The sequence below is a fragment of the Streptomyces sp. NBC_01233 genome (assembly GCF_035989305.1).
Lineage (GTDB): Bacteria > Actinomycetota > Actinomycetes > Streptomycetales > Streptomycetaceae > Streptomyces.
In genome coordinates, this window is the sequence record NZ_CP108514.1 from 1,816,458 (window position 1) to 1,835,199 (window position 18,742).

The 18,742-nt window shown below is 71.4% G+C and carries 18 protein-coding genes and 1 pseudogene; 2 read left to right on the forward strand and 17 right to left on the reverse strand.

The annotated features are described in order from the left end of the window. Nucleotides 1-147 precede the first annotated feature (147 nt). Complete coding sequence (locus tag OG332_RS08265; protein ID WP_327412836.1) at nucleotides 148-1,590, reverse strand: GuaB1 family IMP dehydrogenase-related protein; 1,443 nt, start codon at nucleotides 1,588-1,590, stop codon at nucleotides 148-150. A 236-nt stretch (nucleotides 1,591-1,826) separates the two neighbouring features. Here OG332_RS08265 and OG332_RS08270 point away from each other — a divergent pair, with 236 nt between their 5' ends. Together OG332_RS08270 and OG332_RS08275 are read left to right on the forward strand one after the other, a co-directional pair. Beyond that, complete coding sequence (locus tag OG332_RS08270; protein ID WP_327412837.1) at nucleotides 1,827-2,192, forward strand: hypothetical protein; 366 nt, start codon at nucleotides 1,827-1,829, stop codon at nucleotides 2,190-2,192. 66 nt (nucleotides 2,193-2,258) lie between these two features. Beyond that, a pseudogene (locus OG332_RS08275) lies at nucleotides 2,259-2,672 on the forward strand (serine hydrolase); the annotation flags it as partial. Nucleotides 2,673-2,759: 87 nt separating this feature from the next. Here OG332_RS08275 and OG332_RS08280 read toward each other — a convergent pair. From OG332_RS08280 to OG332_RS08355, 16 genes are all read right to left on the reverse strand, one after another. Beyond that, nucleotides 2,760-3,917: an XdhC/CoxI family protein gene (locus OG332_RS08280; protein ID WP_327412838.1), complete on the reverse strand. Its 1,158-nt coding sequence runs from the start codon at nucleotides 3,915-3,917 to the stop codon at nucleotides 2,760-2,762. Continuing rightward, nucleotides 3,917-5,233, reverse strand: a complete 1,317-nt coding sequence (locus OG332_RS08285) for an IS701 family transposase (RefSeq protein ID WP_327412839.1) — start codon at nucleotides 5,231-5,233, stop codon at nucleotides 3,917-3,919. Before OG332_RS08285 ends, OG332_RS08280 begins: the two co-directional genes overlap by 1 nt. A 72-nt stretch (nucleotides 5,234-5,305) precedes the next feature. After that, complete coding sequence (locus OG332_RS08290) at nucleotides 5,306-5,953, reverse strand: TMEM175 family protein (RefSeq protein WP_327412840.1); 648 nt, start codon at nucleotides 5,951-5,953, stop codon at nucleotides 5,306-5,308. A 117-nt stretch (nucleotides 5,954-6,070) separates the two neighbouring features. Further along, the gene (locus tag OG332_RS08295) at nucleotides 6,071-6,412 is read right to left on the reverse strand and encodes a nuclear transport factor 2 family protein (RefSeq protein ID WP_030656331.1); all 342 of its coding nucleotides are present in this window, start codon (nucleotides 6,410-6,412) and stop codon (nucleotides 6,071-6,073) included. 12 nt (nucleotides 6,413-6,424) lie between these two features. Further along, on the reverse strand, nucleotides 6,425-7,936 hold the full coding sequence (locus OG332_RS08300) for an ATP-binding protein (protein ID WP_327412841.1): 1,512 nt from the start codon (nucleotides 7,934-7,936) through the stop codon (nucleotides 6,425-6,427). Further along, a complete protein-coding gene (locus OG332_RS08305) occupies nucleotides 7,933-9,201 on the reverse strand; it encodes an MFS transporter (protein WP_327412842.1) in 1,269 nt (422 codons plus the stop codon). The genes OG332_RS08300 and OG332_RS08305 overlap by 4 nt, the downstream gene beginning before the upstream one ends. 42 nt (nucleotides 9,202-9,243) lie before the next feature. Next, a complete protein-coding gene (locus OG332_RS08310; protein ID WP_327412843.1) occupies nucleotides 9,244-10,074 on the reverse strand; it encodes an FAD binding domain-containing protein in 831 nt (276 codons plus the stop codon). After that, complete coding sequence (locus OG332_RS08315; RefSeq protein WP_327412844.1) at nucleotides 10,071-12,476, reverse strand: xanthine dehydrogenase family protein molybdopterin-binding subunit; 2,406 nt, start codon at nucleotides 12,474-12,476, stop codon at nucleotides 10,071-10,073. The genes OG332_RS08310 and OG332_RS08315 overlap by 4 nt, the downstream gene beginning before the upstream one ends. Before the next feature lie 5 nt (nucleotides 12,477-12,481). Continuing rightward, entirely contained in the window at nucleotides 12,482-13,006 is a 525-nt protein-coding gene (locus OG332_RS08320) for a (2Fe-2S)-binding protein (protein ID WP_327412845.1), read from the reverse strand. 2 nt (nucleotides 13,007-13,008) lie between these two features. Beyond that, nucleotides 13,009-13,623 carry an NADPH-dependent F420 reductase gene (locus OG332_RS08325; protein ID WP_327412846.1) on the reverse strand — a complete coding sequence of 205 codons (615 nt, stop codon included), beginning with the start codon at nucleotides 13,621-13,623 and terminating at the stop codon, nucleotides 13,009-13,011. A gap of 23 nt (nucleotides 13,624-13,646) precedes the next feature. Then, a complete protein-coding gene (locus tag OG332_RS08330; protein WP_327412847.1) occupies nucleotides 13,647-15,131 on the reverse strand; it encodes an aldehyde dehydrogenase family protein in 1,485 nt (494 codons plus the stop codon). A 32-nt stretch (nucleotides 15,132-15,163) separates the two neighbouring features. After that, the gene (locus OG332_RS08335; RefSeq protein ID WP_327412848.1) at nucleotides 15,164-15,904 is read right to left on the reverse strand and encodes a type 1 glutamine amidotransferase domain-containing protein; all 741 of its coding nucleotides are present in this window, start codon (nucleotides 15,902-15,904) and stop codon (nucleotides 15,164-15,166) included. A gap of 69 nt (nucleotides 15,905-15,973) precedes the next feature. Further along, entirely contained in the window at nucleotides 15,974-16,717 is a 744-nt protein-coding gene (locus OG332_RS08340; RefSeq protein WP_327412849.1) for a MinD/ParA family protein, read from the reverse strand. Beyond that, on the reverse strand, nucleotides 16,718-17,977 hold the full coding sequence (locus OG332_RS08345) for a PP2C family protein-serine/threonine phosphatase (RefSeq protein WP_327412850.1): 1,260 nt from the start codon (nucleotides 17,975-17,977) through the stop codon (nucleotides 16,718-16,720). It lies immediately after the preceding gene. Next, nucleotides 17,959-18,432, reverse strand: coding sequence for an ATP-binding protein (locus tag OG332_RS08350; RefSeq protein WP_327412851.1), 474 nt, complete (start codon nucleotides 18,430-18,432; stop codon nucleotides 17,959-17,961). Before OG332_RS08350 ends, OG332_RS08345 begins: the two co-directional genes overlap by 19 nt. Next, entirely contained in the window at nucleotides 18,429-18,740 is a 312-nt protein-coding gene (locus OG332_RS08355) for an STAS domain-containing protein (protein ID WP_215147958.1), read from the reverse strand. The genes OG332_RS08350 and OG332_RS08355 overlap by 4 nt, the downstream gene beginning before the upstream one ends. Between the last annotated feature and the right edge of the window lie 2 nt (nucleotides 18,741-18,742).

Sequence of the window (18,742 nt, forward strand, 5' to 3'; positions counted from 1 at the left end):
GGCGCGGCTGGATCGGCCGGAGGCCGAGGCCGGCCCGCCCGCACGGCCGGCGATCGAGGCGCGGGGGGCGGGGGGCGGGGCAGGCCCCGGGAACGGGCGTGGCCCCGGCGTCCGCGAAGGGACGGCCGGGGCCACGGTGGAGTGGGGCTAGCTCCAGCTGGCGTGCAGCGGCTTGCCCTCGGCGTAGCCGGCCGCGGACTGGATGCCGATGACGGCCTTCTCCTCGAACTCCGCGAGGGACCCGGCACCGGCGTACGTGCACGAGGAGCGCACCCCCGCGATGATCGAGTCGATCAGGTCCTCGACGCCCGGACGCGACGGGTCGAGGAACATGCGCGAGGTGGAGATGCCCTCCTCGAACAGGCCCTTGCGGGCACGGTCGTAGGCCGACTCCTCGCTCGTGCGGTTCTGCACCGCGCGCGCCGAGGCCATGCCGAAGGACTCCTTGTAGAGGCGGCCGTCGGCCGACTGCTGGAGGTCGCCCGGGGACTCGTACGTACCGGCGAACCAGGAGCCGATCATCACGTTGGACGCGCCGGCGGCCAGCGCCATCGCCACGTCGCGCGGGTGACGGACGCCGCCGTCGGCCCACACGTGCTTGCCGTACTTCTTCGCCTCGGCCGCGCACTCCAGCACCGCGGAGAACTGCGGGCGGCCCACGCCGGTCATCATGCGGGTGGTGCACATGGCGCCGGGGCCCACACCGACCTTGATGATGTCCGCACCGGCGTCGATGAGGTCCTTGACGCCCTCGGCGGCGACGATGTTGCCGGCCACGATCGGGACCTGCGGGTCCAGCGCGCGGACGGCCTTGATCGCGTTGATCATCGATTCCTGGTGGCCGTGCGCCGTGTCGATGACGAGCGTGTCCACGCCCGCGTCGAGCAGCTGCTTGGCCTTCTGCACGAAGTCGCCGTTGATGCCGACGGCGGCCGCGATGCGCAGCTTGCCGTTGGCGTCGGTCGCCGGGGTGTAGAGGGTCGCGCGCAGGGCGCCCTTGCGGGTGAGGATGCCGACGAGCTTGCCGTCCTCGTCGACGGCGGGGGCCAGCTTGCGGTGGCCGGCGTCGAGCTGGTTGAAGGCCTCGCGGGGGTCGATGTCCGCGTCGAGGAGCAGCAGCTCCTTCGACATGACCTCGGAGAGCTGGGTGAAGCGGTCGACACCGCTCAGGTCGTGCTCGGTGACGACGCCGACCGGGCGGCCCTCGCCGTCGACGACGACTCCGGCTCCGTGGGCGCGCTTCGGCAGCAGGGACAGCGCGTCGGCGACCGTCTGGGTGGGCGCCAGCGTGATCGGGGTGTCGAGCACGTGGTGGCGGGTCTTCACCCAGGAGATGACGTCGGTGACGATCTCGATCGGGATGTCCTGCGGGATGACGACGATGCCGCCGCGGCGGGCGACGGTCTCGGCCATCCGGCGGCCCGCGATGGCGGTCATGTTCGCCACGACCAGCGGAATGGTGGTGCCGGTGCCATCGGGCGAGGAGAGGTCGACGCCCTGGCGGGAACCGACCGCGGAGCGGCTCGGAACCATGAACACATCGTCGTACGTCAGGTCGTACGGCGGCTTCGAGTCATTGAGGAAACGCACGTGCTGAACATCCCAGTCGATCGGAGGTACCCCGACGGGTCAGCCGAGGAAACGCACGTACTTCATTCTCCCACGACCTGGCGTTTACACAGTCCGGGCCGATCGTCCAGGACATGCCGGGCCGCCTGGTTCTTTCCTACGGGACCTTGGTCCCGTAGGGGCGCGCGGGATGCGCCGGATGGGCGGAGAGTGAAGGGAGGGAGAGGAAGACAAGCACGGAGAGCGGAGGTCGGACCATGGCGGGAACGACGCGGGACGAGACCCCCGTCGCCCTCGAGGGCGGTGGCCTGGAAGTGCGGGTCAAGGAGATCGGCGGAGACCTCACCGTCGGCTTCTTCCGCCTGCCCGAGGGCACGGACATGACGGCGGCGGTCAAGGGGCTGCCGGACGACATGTGCCAGTGCCCGCACTGGGGCTACCTCCTCAAGGGCCGACTGCTGATGCACTCCCGGGACGGGGACACGGTGTACGAGGAGGGGCAGGCCTTCTACTGGGGGCCGGGCCACGTCCCCGTGGCGCTCACCGACACCGAGTACGTCGACTTCTCCCCGACCGAGGAGTTCAACAAGGTGCTCGACCACGTGAAGGCCCGGGCCGGCTAGGAGCCGTCCGGCCGATCAGGGGACCGCGGGCTCCAGGATCACGGGAAGAGGCGCTCCCGACATGCGACGCAGGCCGGCAAGACCGTCGACGCCACCGACTGGAATCCGAGCTGGGGGTGGGCGGCCGCCGCGATGATCTCCGACCTGGACGACATGCGGCGCTGGGCACAGGCCCTCGCCACCGGCACGCTCCTGTCCCCCACCACCCAGGCGGAGCGGATGAAGATGCTCCCCACCGGCTTTCCCGGCAACGACTACGGGCTCGGCATCTTCGACAACCACGGATGGATCGGGCACAACGGCTCACTGCCCGGATACGAGAGCGTGACCGTCCACCTGCCCTCCGAGCGGGCGACCCTGGTCGTCCTGATCAACACCGACATCCACCACCGGGGCAGCGAGCCGAGCACGCTCCTCGCCAAGACGATCACCGGCATCGTGACCCCGGACAACGTGTACGACATCCCGCCCAAGGAGTAGCGCCGTCGGTGGCCGCACCGCGCCGTCCGCAGTGCAGTGCAGGCGCCGCTCCGCTCGATCCGCACAGTGCTGCGGGCGCCGACGCCCTCATCCCCTCCCGGCCGCCCGGGCCACCTGCGCCGCACGCCGGTGCACCGGACCGGGGCGCTGCGCCAGCGGGAGCACCGTTCCTCCGTGCCGGACCGCCGTGAACTCGGCGGCGATGGCCAGGGCGGTCTCCTCGGGGGTGGCGCCGCCGAGGTCCAGCCCGATGGGTGAGCGCAGCCGGGCGAGCGCTGCGTCCGTCACCCCTTCCTCCCGCAGCCGTCTGACGCGTTCGGCGTGGGTGCGCCGCGACCCCATGGCTCCCACGTAGCCCACGGGCAGCCGCAGGGCCAGTTCCAGCAGCGGTACGTCGAATTTGACGTCGTGGGTGAGGACGCACACGGCGGTACGGGAGTCCAGGCGGCCCGCCTCCCATTCCGTGGCCAGGTGCCGGTGCGGCCAGTCGACGAGGACCTCGTCGGCGTCGGGGAAGCGCTCCGGGGCCGCGAAGACGGGCCGGGCGTCGCACACGGTGACCCGGTGGCCGAGGAAGGCGCCGATCCGCGCGAGGGCCGCGGCGAAGTCGATGGCTCCGTAGACGATGAGCCGGGGCGGCTCGGCGGCCGATTCGACGAGCAGGGTGAGGGGCTCCCCGCAGAGTCCGCCGGCGGTGCCGAGCTCGGCGGTGGCGGTGCGCCCGGCCAGCAGCAGGGCCCGTACCCGCCCGGCGGCGGCCCGGTCCAGGGCGGGGCCGCCGGCGAGCCCGCCCTCGTAGGAGCCGTCGGCGTGGACGGCGAGCGCCCGGCCGAGTTGGCGGGGCGGGCCGGAGACGACCCGGGCGAGCGCGGCGCGGGTGCCGCCTGCGGCGGCGGCGAGCACGGAGCCGAGCACGGGCCGTACCGGGTCGAGTCCGCGCACCGGGGTGACCAGTACGTCCAGGACTCCACCGCAGGTCAGGCCCACGGCGAAGGCGTCGTCGTCGCTGTAGCCGAAGCGGTGCAGGCCGCCTTGGCCGGAGGCGAGCGCGTCGAGGCACAGCTCGTGCACGGCGGATTCCACGCAGCCCCCGGAGATGGAGCCGAGCGCGGCGCCCCGGGCGTCGACGGCGAGGGAGGCACCGGGGCCGCGCGGGGCGCTGCCGCTGACGGCCACGACGGTGGCCAGCGCGAACTCCCGTTGGGCGGCGCACCACGCGCGTAGCTCGTCGGCTATGTCGAGCATCAGCGGATGTACTCGCGGCGCGGGGTCTGGCCGGGGAGGTACGGGCGCGGCGGCAGCGCGGCCGGGGTCGCCGGCCGGGCTGCGGCGGGCCGGGCCGCCGTGGCGGCCGGCCGGGTGACGGCGGCGCGGGCGGGCCCGGGGTATCCGTCGGGCAGGTGCGGCCGCGTGCCGAGCAGTTTGGCGGCGTGGGCCACGCTCGCGAGGGTGGCGTGGTGGTGCCAGCCGCGGAAGGAGCGGCCCTCGAAGTCGCGGATGCCCACCGGTTCGCAGGTCTCGGCGAAGTCCAGGGAGACCCTGTCGGTGAGTTTGGCGAGCAGGAAGAGCTGGGCGAGGGGCCGGTCGCCGATGTTGGTGATCCAGAACTCGGAGGGCAGCAGGGCGGCTTCGGTCCAGGCTCCGACCAGCAGCAGCGGGGTGGGCGGCGCGGGCACGGGCCGGTCCTCGCAGGGGGTGGCGAGGATCGAGGCCGAGGTCAGCAGGGTCACCGCGCCTTCGGCGCGGCCGTGCCGGGTCCATTCGACGACGCGGCGCTGGGACCGCAGGGAGTCGATGAGTTCGCGGGCGGGTGCGGTGTGCGGTCCGGGTTTGTGGCGGCCGGCGCCGCCGAAGGAGACGGGCAGGGAGCCGTCGACCTTGAAGACGAAGGGGATGTCCTGCAGCGTGAAGGACTCGATGCTCTGGGGCAGATCGCCGTTGGCGACCTCCATCACCACGGGCCGGCGCTGGAGTTGCCAGGTCGCGGCCATCCGCTGGACGGCGTGTACGGCGTCCTGGGCGGGGGTGAGGGAGCGGGCGGTGTCGGGGATGCCGGCCCGTCGGCGGCGCAGGAGTTCACTGGTCCAGGGCCCGGGGAGGGTGAGGGTCCATTCGACCGGGAAGCTGGCCTCGCTGGAGGCGAGCCAGATCCCGCTGGCCTGCTGACAGTTGGCGGTGCGGCCGAGCTGGGGGACGAACTGCCGGCCGACGCCGACCGAGCGGTCGCCTGCCTTCTCTATGACCATGGGCTGGAGCACCCAGGCCAGGGGGCGCTGGGCGGTGCGTTCGAGGTGCTGGGCGAGGGAGCGGCGGACCGGGGTCCAGTCCCAGGGGGACTTGCTGATGAACTGCTGGAGGCTCTGCTCGACGGAACTGGCCCCTGTTCCGGCGATGTTACGGATTGTTTTCTTCCCTGTGGTCCGCACCAACCCGTTCAGATAAACGCGGGCCCAGTTTCGCTGATCCCGCCGGGGTAAGGACTCAAAGAGCAGAGAGATCATGACGTCGATCAATTCGGAGATTTCCTTCGTGGAATCCTCCGGCAGGACTACGCGAGCCATCTGGGCCTCCCCCGCGACCAGCTAGATCCAATACCCTACTTGACCGCGAAGAACGGCCGTAGGCCCCGGCGGCTACTTCCTGAGGTCGCTGGCAGTTTCGAGCCGCTCTTCCTCTACCACGAGGGGGATGGGGATCTGGTTCGCCGCATAGTAGATCGCGATCAGGAAATGTGCGACAAGCGTGAGTGTTGCGGAGTAGAAGGCCAGCGCGACGGTGAGGGGGTAGGCGATGGCACCGAGGCCGAAACGCACCCGTGTGGCTCGTGCGCCCTCCCGGTCCACCTTCTCGTGGAAGAGGTGGCCGACCCGGGTGACGTACCACCAGAAGGCCAGGAAGGCCAAGGCGTAGGCCACGGTGACGGCGCTGTAGAGGACCGCGGCCGCATTGGCGGAGCCGCCTTCCTCCACGAGGTGCTCGGCGAGGACGTTGGTGGTGTACGGAATCACCGACACCACCATCAGCACCAGGAGATTCAGGAACAACAGGGGGCGGTCGACCCTCTTCAGGTGACTGAAGATGGTGTGGTGGTTCACCCACATCACGCCGATGATGAGGAAACTCACGACGTAGGCGGCGTAATGCGGCCACTGCTCCCGGACCCCGTGCCAGAACTCCGATCCCGTTTCTTCCGGAACCTTCAATTCCAGAACAAGGATGGTGATGATGATGGCGAATACTCCGTCACTGAATGCCTCGATCCGCCCGGTTTCGTTTTCCATTGCCTCCCCTTTGCCACTGCTCGCATATATGCGCAGTCCGCCGACGCGCGGTATGCCACACATACGGGGAGGGCGTTTCTCCCGCCCTCCCCGCACACGCTACCCAGATTTCGGCCGTCAGCCGCCGAACCCGGCAGTCTGCCGCCAGATTCGGCCATCGCGGACGACAAGTGTCCCGAACGCGTGCTCCGGTTCGCCGTTCAGGTTCATGATCGCCCGGTAGAAGATGGTGTCTTCGGTCTCGATGTACTCCTGGAGTTCGACGAGGGTGGGCTTCACCGTGAGATAGCCGGTGAACGTCTCGCGAACGGCTTCGATGCCCACCGAGACCCCCTCGAAGCGCAGCAGCACGGCGTCGTCGGTGTAGTTCTTCATCACCGCCTCGATGTCCAGGGCGGCCAGCGCTTCCATCTGGCGGACGAACACCGGGTGCAGCTTGGAGATGTCGTACTTGGCCATGTCGACTCCGTTTCAACTGGGTGAGGTGCCCTCGACGGGTGCCGTATCGGGCGTTGCGGCAGGTGACACGCAGGACTGGGCGCTGCCGGCGAAGGGCAGCCGGACCACCATCCGGGTGTCGCCCGGACGCGAGCGCGCGGTGATCGAGCCGTGGTGGCGCTGGGTCACGATGCGGTAGCTGAGGTGCAGTCCCAGGCCCGTGCCCTTGCCCACGTCCTTGGTGGTGTAGAAGGGTTCGAAGATCCGCGGCAGGGACTCCCCGGGGATGCCGCGGCCGGTGTCGGAGATCTCCACGACCATGCAGACGCCCTCGGCCCGGGCGCGCAGGGTCAGTACGCCCGCGCCCTCCATGGCCTCGGCGGCGTTGTCGACCAGGTTGGTCCACACCTGGTTCAACTCGCTCGGATAGCCCGTCAGTTCGGGCAGGCCCGGCTCGTACTCACGCACGATGCCGATGCCGGTGAGCTTGGCACGCAGCACGACCAGCGTGTTCTCCAGTCCCTCCGTCACCGAGAAGCGCCGTTCGGGCGCCCGGTCGAGATTGGCGTAATCCCGGGTGGCGGAGACGAGTTGGGAGATCCTGGGACCCGCCGCCCGGAGCTCCGCGGCGAGCGAGCGGATCTCCAGCAGCGCCGCCAGGTGGTCGAGGGCGCAGGCGAGGGCCGGCTCGCCGACCCCCTCCAGCCGCTCCAGGAGCCAGCCCAGTTCCAGTCCGAGGTCCGAGATCCCGGAACCGAGCAGGCCGGGCCGTTCGGTGCCCTCCTCCTCGGCCCAGTCGGCGATCTCCTCCTCGGCGTCGGCCTGGGCGAACGGGTCGGTGGTCACCGGCGGCGGCAGCTTGTCCAGTTCCTCGGCGAGCCGGTCGAAGACGGCCCGCTCCGCGCCGGTGGCGGCCGCGCCCCAGGCCTGGGCGGTCCGGGTGAGCCGGTCCAGGGCCGGGGCCAGCTCCTGCGCGGCCCGGGCCACGGCGGCCGCCGGGTTGTTCAGCTCGTGCGCGAGCCCGGCCGCGAGGGTGCCGAGGGCCTCCACCGTGGCCCGTTTGCGGGCCTGCACCTCGGAGGACTTGATCCGCCAGGCCAGTACGGGGATCAGCACGGCGGCCACCCCGTGGCAGCGGGTCAGCATGTCGAAGAACACCGGCTTGGGGTACGCCACGACGGTGGTCGACGGCCCGCTCGCGGCCGCGGTGGCCACGTACGAGCCCTCGGTCAGCAGGGGCAGTTCGCCGGTGAACCGGTGGGCGGCGGACGGTTTGCCGTCGTGCTCCTCGGCGGAAGCGCTCTCTTGCTCCGTGGAGTGGCGGGTGAGCACCTCCTCCCGGCCGTCGACGACCTTGGTGACGACCAGCCCGCCCGAGAGCAGGACGTGGAAGCCGGCAGCCTCCTCACCGTCCCGGAAGAGCACCTCCCCGTCGGCGAGGACCCGCGGTTCGGACACCGAGACCAGCCAGTCCAGCTGGTCCTCGGCCAGCCCTTCGAAGATCTCCAGCGAGCGCAGGGCGGACCGCAGTTCTGCCGGGTTCATACCGTGCCCTCCTCTGCCCTGGTGCGGGCGGCCAGTCGCAGGGTGGCCAGCAGGGCCAGCGCGCACACCCCGGCGACGGCGGCCATGAAGCCGACGGAGGTACGGTGCAGCCCGTGGATGTTGGTGAGCATCCCGGCGAGGACCGCCGGGATGCTCATCGCGAGGTACGCGAAGACGTATACGGCGGCGGTCAGTTCACCGCGGTGCGCCGGTTCGGCGAGCGCGCTCAGCGCCCGGAAGGAGCCGAGGAAGGCGGCGCCCCAGCCGCTGCCGAGGACCGCGGTGGCCGCCAGGAACACCGTGGCCGAGCCGAGGCCCAGCGCGAGCAGTACCAGGCCGAGCCCTGCGAGCAGGCCGAACAGCCCGAGCACGGCGGTGCGCAGCGCCGCGGTGCCGCCGAGCATCAGCTGGGCGACGGTGGCGGCGCCCGCGAGCAGGGCCACCGTGGCGCCGCCGACGAGGTAGTTGGTGGACTCCAGCAGCGAGAGCGCCAGGTGCGGGCCGAGCGAGAGGTAGAAGCCGCCCACCGACCAGACGGCGACGATGGTCAGCACGAGGACGGCGAACCGGCCGCGGGCCCCCTCCGGCACGCGGATCCGGTGCGGGACCACGCGCAAGCGGCCGCCGGCGCCCGGCGCGCTCTCCCGCATCCTGACCACGCCCACCAGGGTCACGGCGAAGGCCGCGACCAGCAGCAGGTAGCTCAGGACGGTCGGTGCGGGCGCGTACTGGACGAGCAGTCCGGCCCCGATCCCGCCGAGGCCGATGCCCACGGTCGGGCCCGCGCTGTTGACCTGGGCGCCGAGCGCGGGCTTCGAGGCGGGGCTGAGTTCCAGCAGGGCCGCGCCCATCGCCCCGGTGGCGAGGCCCACGGCCAGGCCCTGTACGGCGCGGGCGGCGAGGAGCAGGCCGAGCCCGTCGGCTGCGGCGAACAGGGCCATCGAGACGATCGCCAGGACCAGTCCGGCGCCCAGGACCGGGCGCCGGCCCAGGGTGTCGGAGAGGGACCCGAACAGCAGGAGGCCGGCGAGCACGGTGACGGCGTACAGGGCGAAGACCACCGTGATCATGCCGGAGGACAGGCCCCACTCCTGCTGGTAGAGCACGTAGAGGGCGGAGGGTACGGAGGAGGAGAGCATCAGCAGGACGAGGACCGCTCCCACCACCCAGAAGCCGGAGCCTCTGGGCGCACCTGCCGCGGGTGCGGCCGGGTGCACGGTGATCCCCGTGGTCGTCTTCGATGGTTCGGCCACTGCTTCACTCAACTCCCCCGTGATGGGGCCCTTTCCGGGCCCCTTGATGGGCGATCAGGCGAGTGCCTGCTCGGCCCTCTGCAAGGCTCGGGCCGTCAGTACCCCCGCGAGGTGGCCGAGGTACTCGGCCGAGGTGCCGCGCCCGGGGACGAAGAGCTCCCGGGGTTCGGCGCGGAAGGCCGCGAGCACGGCGTCGGTGCTGTACGGGCCCCCGCGCAGGCGGTCTTCGACCCCGCGCAGCCGCAGCGCGCGGGAGGTGGCCCCGGTGACGGCGATGCGCGGCCCGTCGGGAGCGATCCGTACGGCGGTGGCGCACACCGGGTAGCGGCTGGCCCGGTCGGCGGTCTTCTCGAAGGCGGCGGCCCGGCCGGCGGCGGGCACCAGCAGGGCGGTGAGCACCGCGGCGGCGGGTGCGCTGCCGGCGGCGAACTCCTCGGCCGGCAGCGCCGACCGCCCGTCGGGGCCGGCCAGTTCGACGGCGGCGTCCGCGGCGATCGCGGCGACCGGCAGGTCGGTGGCCCGCCCGGCCGCGGCGAGGTTGCCGCCGACCGTGCCGAGGTTGCGGACCTGCGGGTCGCCGTTGGCGCGGGCCGCGGCGGCCAGTTCGGGCGCCTCGGCGAGCACCAGCGGGTCCGTGGCGAGCTCGGCGAGCGTGGTGAGGGCCCCGATCCGCAGCTGCCCGCCGCCGGGGTCGCGCCGGACGCCCCGCAGTTCCTCCAGCCGCCGGATGTCGACCAGCAGGCGGGCGCGGTCTGCTCCCGTGCGCAGGTCGGGCAGCAGGCTCTGTCCGCCGGCCAGGATCCGGGCGCCGCGCGTCCCGGTGAGCAGGGCCAGCGCCTCGTCGAGGCCGGCGGGCCGGACGTAGTCGAATTCGGTGAGGATCACTGGGATTCCCCTCTCAGGCGGCGCCAGACCTTCTCGGGGGTGAGCGGCATGTCGATGTGCTGGACGCCCAGGTCGGAAAGGGCGTCGACGACGGCGTTGACGACGGCCGCGGCGGGCGGGACGGTGGCGATCTCGCCGGCGCCCTTGGCGCCGAGCGGGTTGTGCGGGCTGGGCGTGACGGTCTTGTCGAGCGCGAAGAACGGCACGTCGGCGGCGCGCGGCAGGGCGTAGTGGTTGAGGTCGTAGCTGACCAGCAGCCCGTTCTCGTCGTATTCGGCGGCCTCCATGAGGGCCTGGCCGAGGCCGTGCACGATGCTGCCCTCGATCTGCCCGTGGACGATCTTCGGGTTGCCGATGTTCCCGGCGTCGTCGACGGCCGTGTAGGCCACCACCTCGGTCTCGCCGGTCAGTTCGTCGATCTCCACGACCGCGACGTGCGTCCCGAAGGGGTAGTTGAAGTCCGGCGGGTCGAAGTGGGTGGTCTCGTCGAGGGCCGGCTCGATCTCCGGGGGCAGCCCCCAGCCGTACCACATGGACATGGCCAGTTCGGCGAAGGTCTTGGCGTTCTCCGGGTTGCCCTCTTCGCAGACCTTGCCGCCCTCGTAGACGACCTTCTCCTCGGGGACGCCCAGGAACACCGCGCCGGCCTTCAGCAGCTTGCTCTTGATCTTCCGGGCGGTGAGGGCGACGGCGGGCGCGGCCATGCTGTAGGAGCGCGAGCCGTAGGTGCCCTGCCCGTACGGGGCCTTCTGGGTGTCGCCTTCGAGGACCTGGATCGTGTCCGGGTCGATGCCGAGCTCGTCGGCGGCGACCATCGCGAAGACGGTGCCGTGGCTCTGGCCGGTGGAGGCGGAGCCCACCGTGACGGTGACCTCTCCGGTCGGGTGGACGCGGATGTTCGCGCTCTCCCAGGTGCCGCCGAGCATGCCCTCCTGGGACATCCGGGTGGAGGGGCCCACCCCGCAGATCGCGACGTAGGTGGCGAGGCCGACGCCCAGGCGCTTGCCGCGGGTGCGGGCCTCGGCCTTGCGGGCGGGCATGTCGGCGTAGCCCGACAGCTCGATCGCCCGGTCGAAGTTCAGCTCGTAGTTCCCGGAGTCGTAGGTCCAGCCCAGACCGTTGTCGTACGGGAACTTCTCCTTCGGCACCAGGTTCTTGCGCCGTACGGCCGCCGGGTCCATGCCGATCTCGGAGGCGTACCGGTCGACCAGGCGCTCCATGAGGAAGGCGGCCTCGGCGCGCCCGCTGCCGCGCTGGGCGCCGAGCGAGACGGTGTTGGTGAAGGCGGCGTAGACCTCGCAGAAGGCCGCGCCGATGTCGTACATGCCGCTGATGGAGCGGCCCATCAGGGCGGTGGCGACACCGGGGCCGATGGTGGAGGGGTAGGCGCCGAGGTTGGCGTAGCTGGTCGCGCGCACGGCGGTGATGCGGCCGTCGCGGGTGCCGGCGAGGGTGACGTGCTGGCGGTGGTCGCGGCCCTGGACGGTGGAGTTCATCAGCCCGGTGCGGGTGTCCACCCACTTCACGGGCCGGCCGAGCGCCTTGGAGAGCAGCAGGACCAGCGCCATGTCGGGGTACAGGTACCCCTTGGTGCCGAAGCTGCCGCCGACCGTCGGGGCGATCACCCGGAGTTTGTTGAAGGGGATGCCGAGGACCAGCGCGGAGAGCAGGAAGCGGTGGTTGTGCGGGCCCTGGGTGGAGGCGTAGAGCGTGTACTCGCCGGTGGCGGCATTGAAGTCGCCGACCGCGCCGCGGGGCTCGATGGGGCTGTTGATGGTGCGCTGGTTGACCAGGTCGAGCTCGACGGTGACCTCGGCCTCGGCGATGGCCGCGTCGGTGCGGTCCTTGTCGCCGCAGGTCCAGTACGCGTTCAGGTTGCCCGGGACCGCCTCGTGCAGCTGGGGCGCGCCTTCGGCGAGTGCCTCGTCGGCCCGGGTGACCACGGGCAGCGGCTCGTACTCGACGGCGATGGCGGCGAGCGCCGCGGTGGCCTGGCGCGGGGTCTCGGCGACGACCACGGCGATCGGGTCGCCGACGTGCCGCACGGTGTCGCCGGTGAGGACCGGGCGGGCGCCGGGAAGGCCGTAGGGGTGGGGCGGGAAGTGGCTCTCGACCCCGCCGGGTATCCAGATGCAGGGCAGCGGCATGACGTCGGTGAAGTCGGCGGCGGTGGCCACCTTCAGCACGCCGGGCAGCTGCTCCGCGGCCTTGGTCTCGATGGAGAGGATCTTCGCGTGGGCGACCGGGCTGCCCAGGATGGCCATGTGGGCGGTGCCCGGCAGGTCGATGTCCGCCACGTACGTCGCCTCGCCGCGCAGCAGCTGCGGATCCTCGCGGCTGTCCAGCGGCTGCCCGAGCACTCCGCCTCCCACGGCAGGGGCGTCCCCCGTCACTGCGGTCATGTCCCTCACACCTCCTGTCCGGCAGCGGTGGACGCGGCGACGGCGCCGGACTCGGCGAGGGCCGCGGGCTCCTCGGCCCGGGCGGCGGCGCAGGCGCGCTGCACGCCCCGTACGACGCTGTGGTAGCCGGTGCAGCGGCACAGGTTCCCGGTGAGCCACTCGCGGATCTCGGGCTCGGTGGGGGCCTCGCCGCCGGCGGTGGTGTCGACGAGTTCGCCGAGCGCCATGACCATGCCGGGCGTGCAGAAGCCGCACTGGGTGCCGTGCTCCTGGCGCAGTGCCTCCTGGAGTCCGGTCAGTTCGCCGCCCGGGGTGGTGACGCCCTCGATGGTGGCCACCTCGCTGCCGGCGGCCGAGGCGGTGAGGACCAGGCAGCTCTTGACGGACCTGCCGTCGAGCCGGACGACGCAGGAGCCGCACTGGCCGGTGTCGCAGCCGACCTTGGTGCCGGTGAGTCCGAGGCCGTCGCGGAGCCGTTCCACGAGCAGTTCGTTCGGCTGCGCCGAGAACTGCTCCGGTCTTCCGTTCACATTCAGTGTGATATCCATGCCAGCGCCTGCGCTTCCGTGAGCGGCCGGTTGAAGAGGGGCCCGCCGGGCTGCTGGAGAATTCCTCCGGAGTGCAACGGGCCTGTGTCTACGGGCGCGAATCCCAGATCCGTGATGATTCCCGCGACGATTTCCTTCGCTTTCGCGTCGTCGCCCGCCGTGTAATGCGCCAGGCGCTCTCCGGATGCGGTGCCGGCGACGGCGAGGGTTTCGAAATGCATGGTGTTCAGGGATTTCACGACCTGGGCGTCGGGGTACCACTCGGCGACCAGGTCGCTGGAGCCGCGCCCGTCTCGCGCGGCAGGGGTGCCGGGGCCGCCGAACGCATTGGTGGCGTCCACCAGCACCTTGTCCTGCACGACGCGCGGCGGGAGCAGACCCCGGACGCTGTCGAAGGGCACCATCAGCACCAGGAGTTCGGCCTGGGCGGCGGCCTCGGCGGGGTGCGCCGCCGAGGCCGCCCGTCCCAGCTCGGCCACGAGCGGGCCGAGGGTCTGCGGGCCCCGGGCGTTGGCGAGGACGACCTGGTGGCCAGCCGCCACCAGGATCCTGGCCAGGGTCGAGCCGATCCGCCCGGTGCCGATGATGCCTGTGCGCATTGCCGCTCCTTCGGGAGGGGACCTCAGTCCATGCCGATCCAGACCGACTTGGTCTGGGTGTAGCTCTCCAGCGACTCGGGGCCGCACTCGCGGCCGTAGCCGGAGGCCTTGTAGCCGCCGTAGGGCACGGAGGGGTCGTACTGGTTGTAGCAATTGACCCAGACCGTGCCGGCCTTGATCTGCGAGGCGACCCGGTGGGCGCGCCTGAGGTCCTTGGTGTGGACGCCGGCGGCGAGGCCGTACGCGCTGTCGTTGGCGATGCGTACGGCGTCCTCCTCGGTGTCGAAGGGGATGATCGACAGGACCGGGCCGAAGATCTCCTCCTGGGCGATCCGCATCCCGTTGTCGACGCCGGTGAAGACGGTCGGCAGGAAGTACAGGCCCTGGCTGGAAGCGCCCTCGGGGGTCCAGCCGGTGCCGCCGGTGCGCAGGAGGGCGCCCTCCTTCTCGCCGACCTCGATGTAGGAGCTGACCTTGTCGAACTGGCCGCGGTGGGCCAGCGGCCCGAAGAGGGTGGCCGGGTCGCGCGGGTCGCCGGGCTTGAGGGCGGCGGCCCGGCGGACGAGGCGTTCGACCATCTCGTCGTGGATGGGCCGGTGCAGGAGCAGCCGGGAGCCGGCGGTGCAGATCTCGCCCTTGTTGTAGTAGATGCCGAAGAAGGCGAGTTCCTCCGCGGCGTCGAGGTCGGCGTCGGCGAAGACGATGTTGGCGGACTTGCCGCCGAGCTCCATCGTCACCTTCTTCAGGGTGCCGGCCGCCTTGCGGATGATGGACTGGCCGACCGAGGTGGAGCCGGTGAAGGCGATCTTGTCGATGTCCGGGTGGTCGGTGAGGGTCTCCCCCAGTTCCACGCCGGGACCGGTGATCACGTTCAGCACGCCGTCCGGGATCTCCGCCTCCTGGAAGAGCTCGGCGATCTTCAGAGCGGTGAGCGGGGTGGCCGGGGAGGGCTTGTGGACCACCGTGTTGCCCGCCGCGAGGGCCGGCGCGATCTTCGTCATCGACAGCAGCAGCGGGAAGTTGAACGGGGTGATGGCGCAGACCACGCCCAGCGGTTCGCGCAGGGTGTAGGCGAGCTGTCCGCCGGCCGGGGCCCGCGAGGAGCCGTCGACGCGGGTCACGGCGCCGGCGTAGTAGTGCATGAGCTGAGCGGCCATGGGGGCGTCGACCGTGCTGGAGAAGGCGAACGGCTTGCCCATGTCCACGGTCTCCAGCAGGGCGATCTCCTCCAGGTCGCGCTCGATGAGCTCACCGACCCGGTTCAGCCGCAGCGCGCGTTCCTGGGCGGACAGTCTGCTCCACGGGCCTTCCTCGTACGCCGTGCGCGCGGCGGCGACGGCCGCGTCCGCGTCGGCGGCGGTGGCCTGGGCCACCGGCACGATCTCCTGCCCGTCCACGGGGCTGATGTCCGGTTCGGTACGGCCGTCCTGGGCCGGGACCCATGTGCCGCCGATGAACAGTTTCCCGGGGTTCGCGAGGGGCTGGCCGCTCAGCTCACGCTTGGTCATGGCTGCCTTCCGGTGTCGGGTGCGGGGCGGTACTAGCCCTTCGCGAGCTGCCGTAAGAAAGTCTCGGCGAGGGCCTTGGAGGAGTAGGGGTTCTGGCCGGTCGTCAGCCTGCGGTCCACGACCACGTGCGAGTCCCAGATGGCTTCGGCCTTCTCGTAGCGGGCGCCGAGCCGGGTGAGCTCGACCTCCAGGATCAGCGGGAGCCGGCCGGCCATGTTGGTGACCAGTTCCTCGCTGTGCGAGAAGGCCGTCATCCGGTAGCCCTCGAACGGCCAGCGGCCTTCGCCGTCGCGCAGCGCGAGCAGCGAGGTGTGGCCGTGGCAGACGGTCGCGAGCGGCTTGTCCTGGGCGATGACCCAGCGCAGGATCTGCGCGAGCTCGTCGGACTTGGGCAGGTCGCCGATGGCGCCGTGGCCGCCGCTGACGTACACGCCGTCGTAGTCGGCGATGTCCTTCTCGGTGAGGTCCTCCAGCGCGAGGGGAGCTCTCAGCCGGGGGGTGTCCCCGATGACCCGGACGTACTCGGCGGCGTTGGCCGCGTCCTCGTCCGGCGAACCCTGGGGGCGGACCCACTGGAGGAACTGGGGGTCGATGCTCGTCTGGTCGACGGTGGGTGCCTGGCCACCGATCGTCGCCACGTCCACTGCGTGGCCGGCGGCCTTGAAGAGCTGATAGGGGACGACGAATTCCTCGGCCCAGAATCCCGAGGGATGCTGTTCGCCGTCCAGCAGGTGCAGTGTGGCCTTGGCCGTCATGACGACGAGAATCTTCATGATTCTCTCCTTGTTCTGGATTCGCTGCCGATTCAACACGCCCCCCGCAAGGGGCGTAAGGGGGAGACGTCAGGCCCGCGATACTTCGTCACGTGCGTCCAACGCCGAGATGATGGTGCGGAATTCACGGACCAGGGGGTGGCCGGGATGGGCGTCTGCGAATATGCGTTCCCCGTACAGCGCCGCCATTTCCGGCGAGTACGGAAGGATTCCGGCCAGCGGTGCCCCGTAGACCTCCTCGGCGCGCCGCCGGGCGTTCTCCCGGTCGATGTCCTCGGGGGCCATGCTCAGCACCAGGATCCGCCGGCAGGTCAGGCGGCCGGCGAGGGCGATGGTCTCCTCGACCCCGGAGAGGTCGATCCGGTCCGCCCTGGCCATGATCATCAGTACGTCGGCGCTCGCCATGGCGGTCACCGACTCGTTGTTGAGTCCGGCGTGGGTGTCGAGCAGCAGCACGTCGAGCGCGTAGTGCTCGGCCAGCCGGTCGAAGCCCTCCGGCAGCAGCCCCACGTCGTAACCGCTGGTCATGATCTCGCGCAGGGCGGCCGTCCCGGTCCGGGCCGGTACGACGTACAGCCCGGGTGGGCCCGCCTGCTGGGCGGTGGCCTCGATCTCGCAGCGGCCGAGGAGGTAGTCGGCGAGGGAGGCACCGGGTCCGAGCCGGAAGAGCAGGTCCAGGGTGGGTGACTGGATGTCGGTGTCCACCACCCCCACCCGGCGCCCCCCGGCCGCGATCAGCAGCGCGAGGTTCGCCAGGACCGAGGACTTCCCGGTGCCACCGCGGTGCGAGTGCACCACGATGGTGCGGGCCATCTAGGCCACCACCCGGTGCCCGGCGCCGTCCGCGTGCGGCCCCCGCGCCGCGCGTGGCCGGTGCAGGGCCAGCATGGTGACGTCGTCGTGCTGTTCGGCGGTGCCGGTGTGTTCGCGCACCGCCAGGTCCATCCGGTCGACCACGTCCTTGCCGCTCACCAGAGGGCCGGCGAGCAGTTCCAGCATCCGTTCGTCGCCGAGGAAGCTGCCGTTCGGGCAGCGGGCCTCGGGCACTCCGTCGGTGAAGGCGAAGAGGGTGTCGCCCGGGTTCAGCTGGGCGTAGCCGAGGGTGTAGACGCAGTCGGGCAGGACCCCGACGGCCGGGCCGGTGACGTCCAGGGTCCGGGGCGGGCTGCCGTCGGCGGGCAGCAGCAGGGGCGGGTTGTGGCCGCCGTTGATGTAGACGAGGCTGCCGGTGAGCGGGTCCAGCACCCCGAAGAACAGGGTGGCGAAGTAGCCCTGCCGCAGGTGGTTGCGGGTGAGGTAGCCGTTGGTGGCGGTGACCGCGTTGAGCAGCGGCGTGGCGCCGACGACCGGGATGCGCCGGCTGCCGCCGGCGCGTCCGGCGGCGACCAGGTGCTGCAGGCCGCTGTTCTGTGCGGTGTGCCGGAGCAGGGAGCGGATGAGCGCCATGAACAGCGCGGCGCCGACCCCTTTGTCGCAGACGTCGGCGACGACGAACGCCAGCCGGCGGCCGCGGGATATCTCGAAGACGTCGTAGAAGTCCCCGGCGACCTGCCGGGCGGGCCGGAAGCGCACGTCGATCTCCCAGCCCGCCGGTACGGGCAGTGATTCGGGCAGGAAGCCCGCCTGGATCTCCCGGCCGATCTCCAGTTCCTTCTCGTAGCCCATGAGTTCGGCGCGGGCGTCGGCCTCCCGCAGGGTGCGGCCGAGTCCGGCGCGCTCCGAGCAGCTGTGCAGCCGGGCCCCGACGAGGGCGGGCAGGAAGGGTGGTACGAGGTAGTCGTGCCCGATCCGGACGTGTGCCTCCAGGGCGGCGAACTCCGTCACGGTCCAGACGACGACGATGGGGGCCCCGGCCCAGCGGCGCAGCCGGCGGACGGCGGTGCGGACGGACTCCCCGTCGGACTCGGCCGGGGCCAGCAGCACGTCCGCGACGGGCAGCAGTTCCAGCGGGCCCGCGAGCAGCTCCGTCAGCGTACGGGTGACGAGTTCCGCGTCCATGATCCGCAGCGCCTGCAGGAGCTCGGGCGGCGGTGGCGGGTACGCGTCGAGGATGATCACGGTCGTGGAGGGCATCGGTCCGTCTCCTCAGCCTTCACAGTCAGCGTGCTGATGTTGCGGCCGTCCCGGTGCGCGTAGCTGAACTCGTCCACGCTGGTCAGCGCCAGGTGGATGCCGAGGCCACCGATCCGCCGGTCCTCCGGGGGGACCCCGGGGGCGGGCGGAAGGCGGCCTTCGACGGGGTCGAAGGCGGGTGCGGCGTCTTCGATGGTGATCTGCACCCCGCCCGGGCCGGAGCGGCCGCGGACGGTGATCCGTCCGTCGCCGCACCGGTACCCGTGCATCACGATGTTCGTGGCCAGTTCGTCCACGGCCAGCCGGATCCGGTACGTGGCGCCCTTGCCCAGGCCCGCCCGGCCGGCCAGCCGCAGGACGAACGCGGCGATGTCGCCCAGTGCCCCCACCGTCGCGGGCACCTCCAGCAGGGAGGACGACCTCGCCAGTTCGGCCATGTCAGTCACGGTGGTCACTCATCGGAGAGCACGATGCTGCGGTCGAGTCCGGCCGTCCGGATGGTCCGGGACACGGGCTCGATGGCACCGACCACCTTGATGGTGACGTTGTTCGCGACCTTCTGCTGGGCGAAGACCAGGGAGCGCAGTCCGGCGCTGGCCATGTAGCCGACGCCGGCCATCCTGATCTCGACGGTGCTGGTGCCGTGCCCGGCGGCCTTCTCGATGGTCTGGTGGAAGTCCGGCGCGGTCTTGGCGTCCAGCTCGCCCGTCAGCTCGATGACGGTGGTGTCGCCCTCGATGCTCAGGGACACGGAAAGCGGCATGT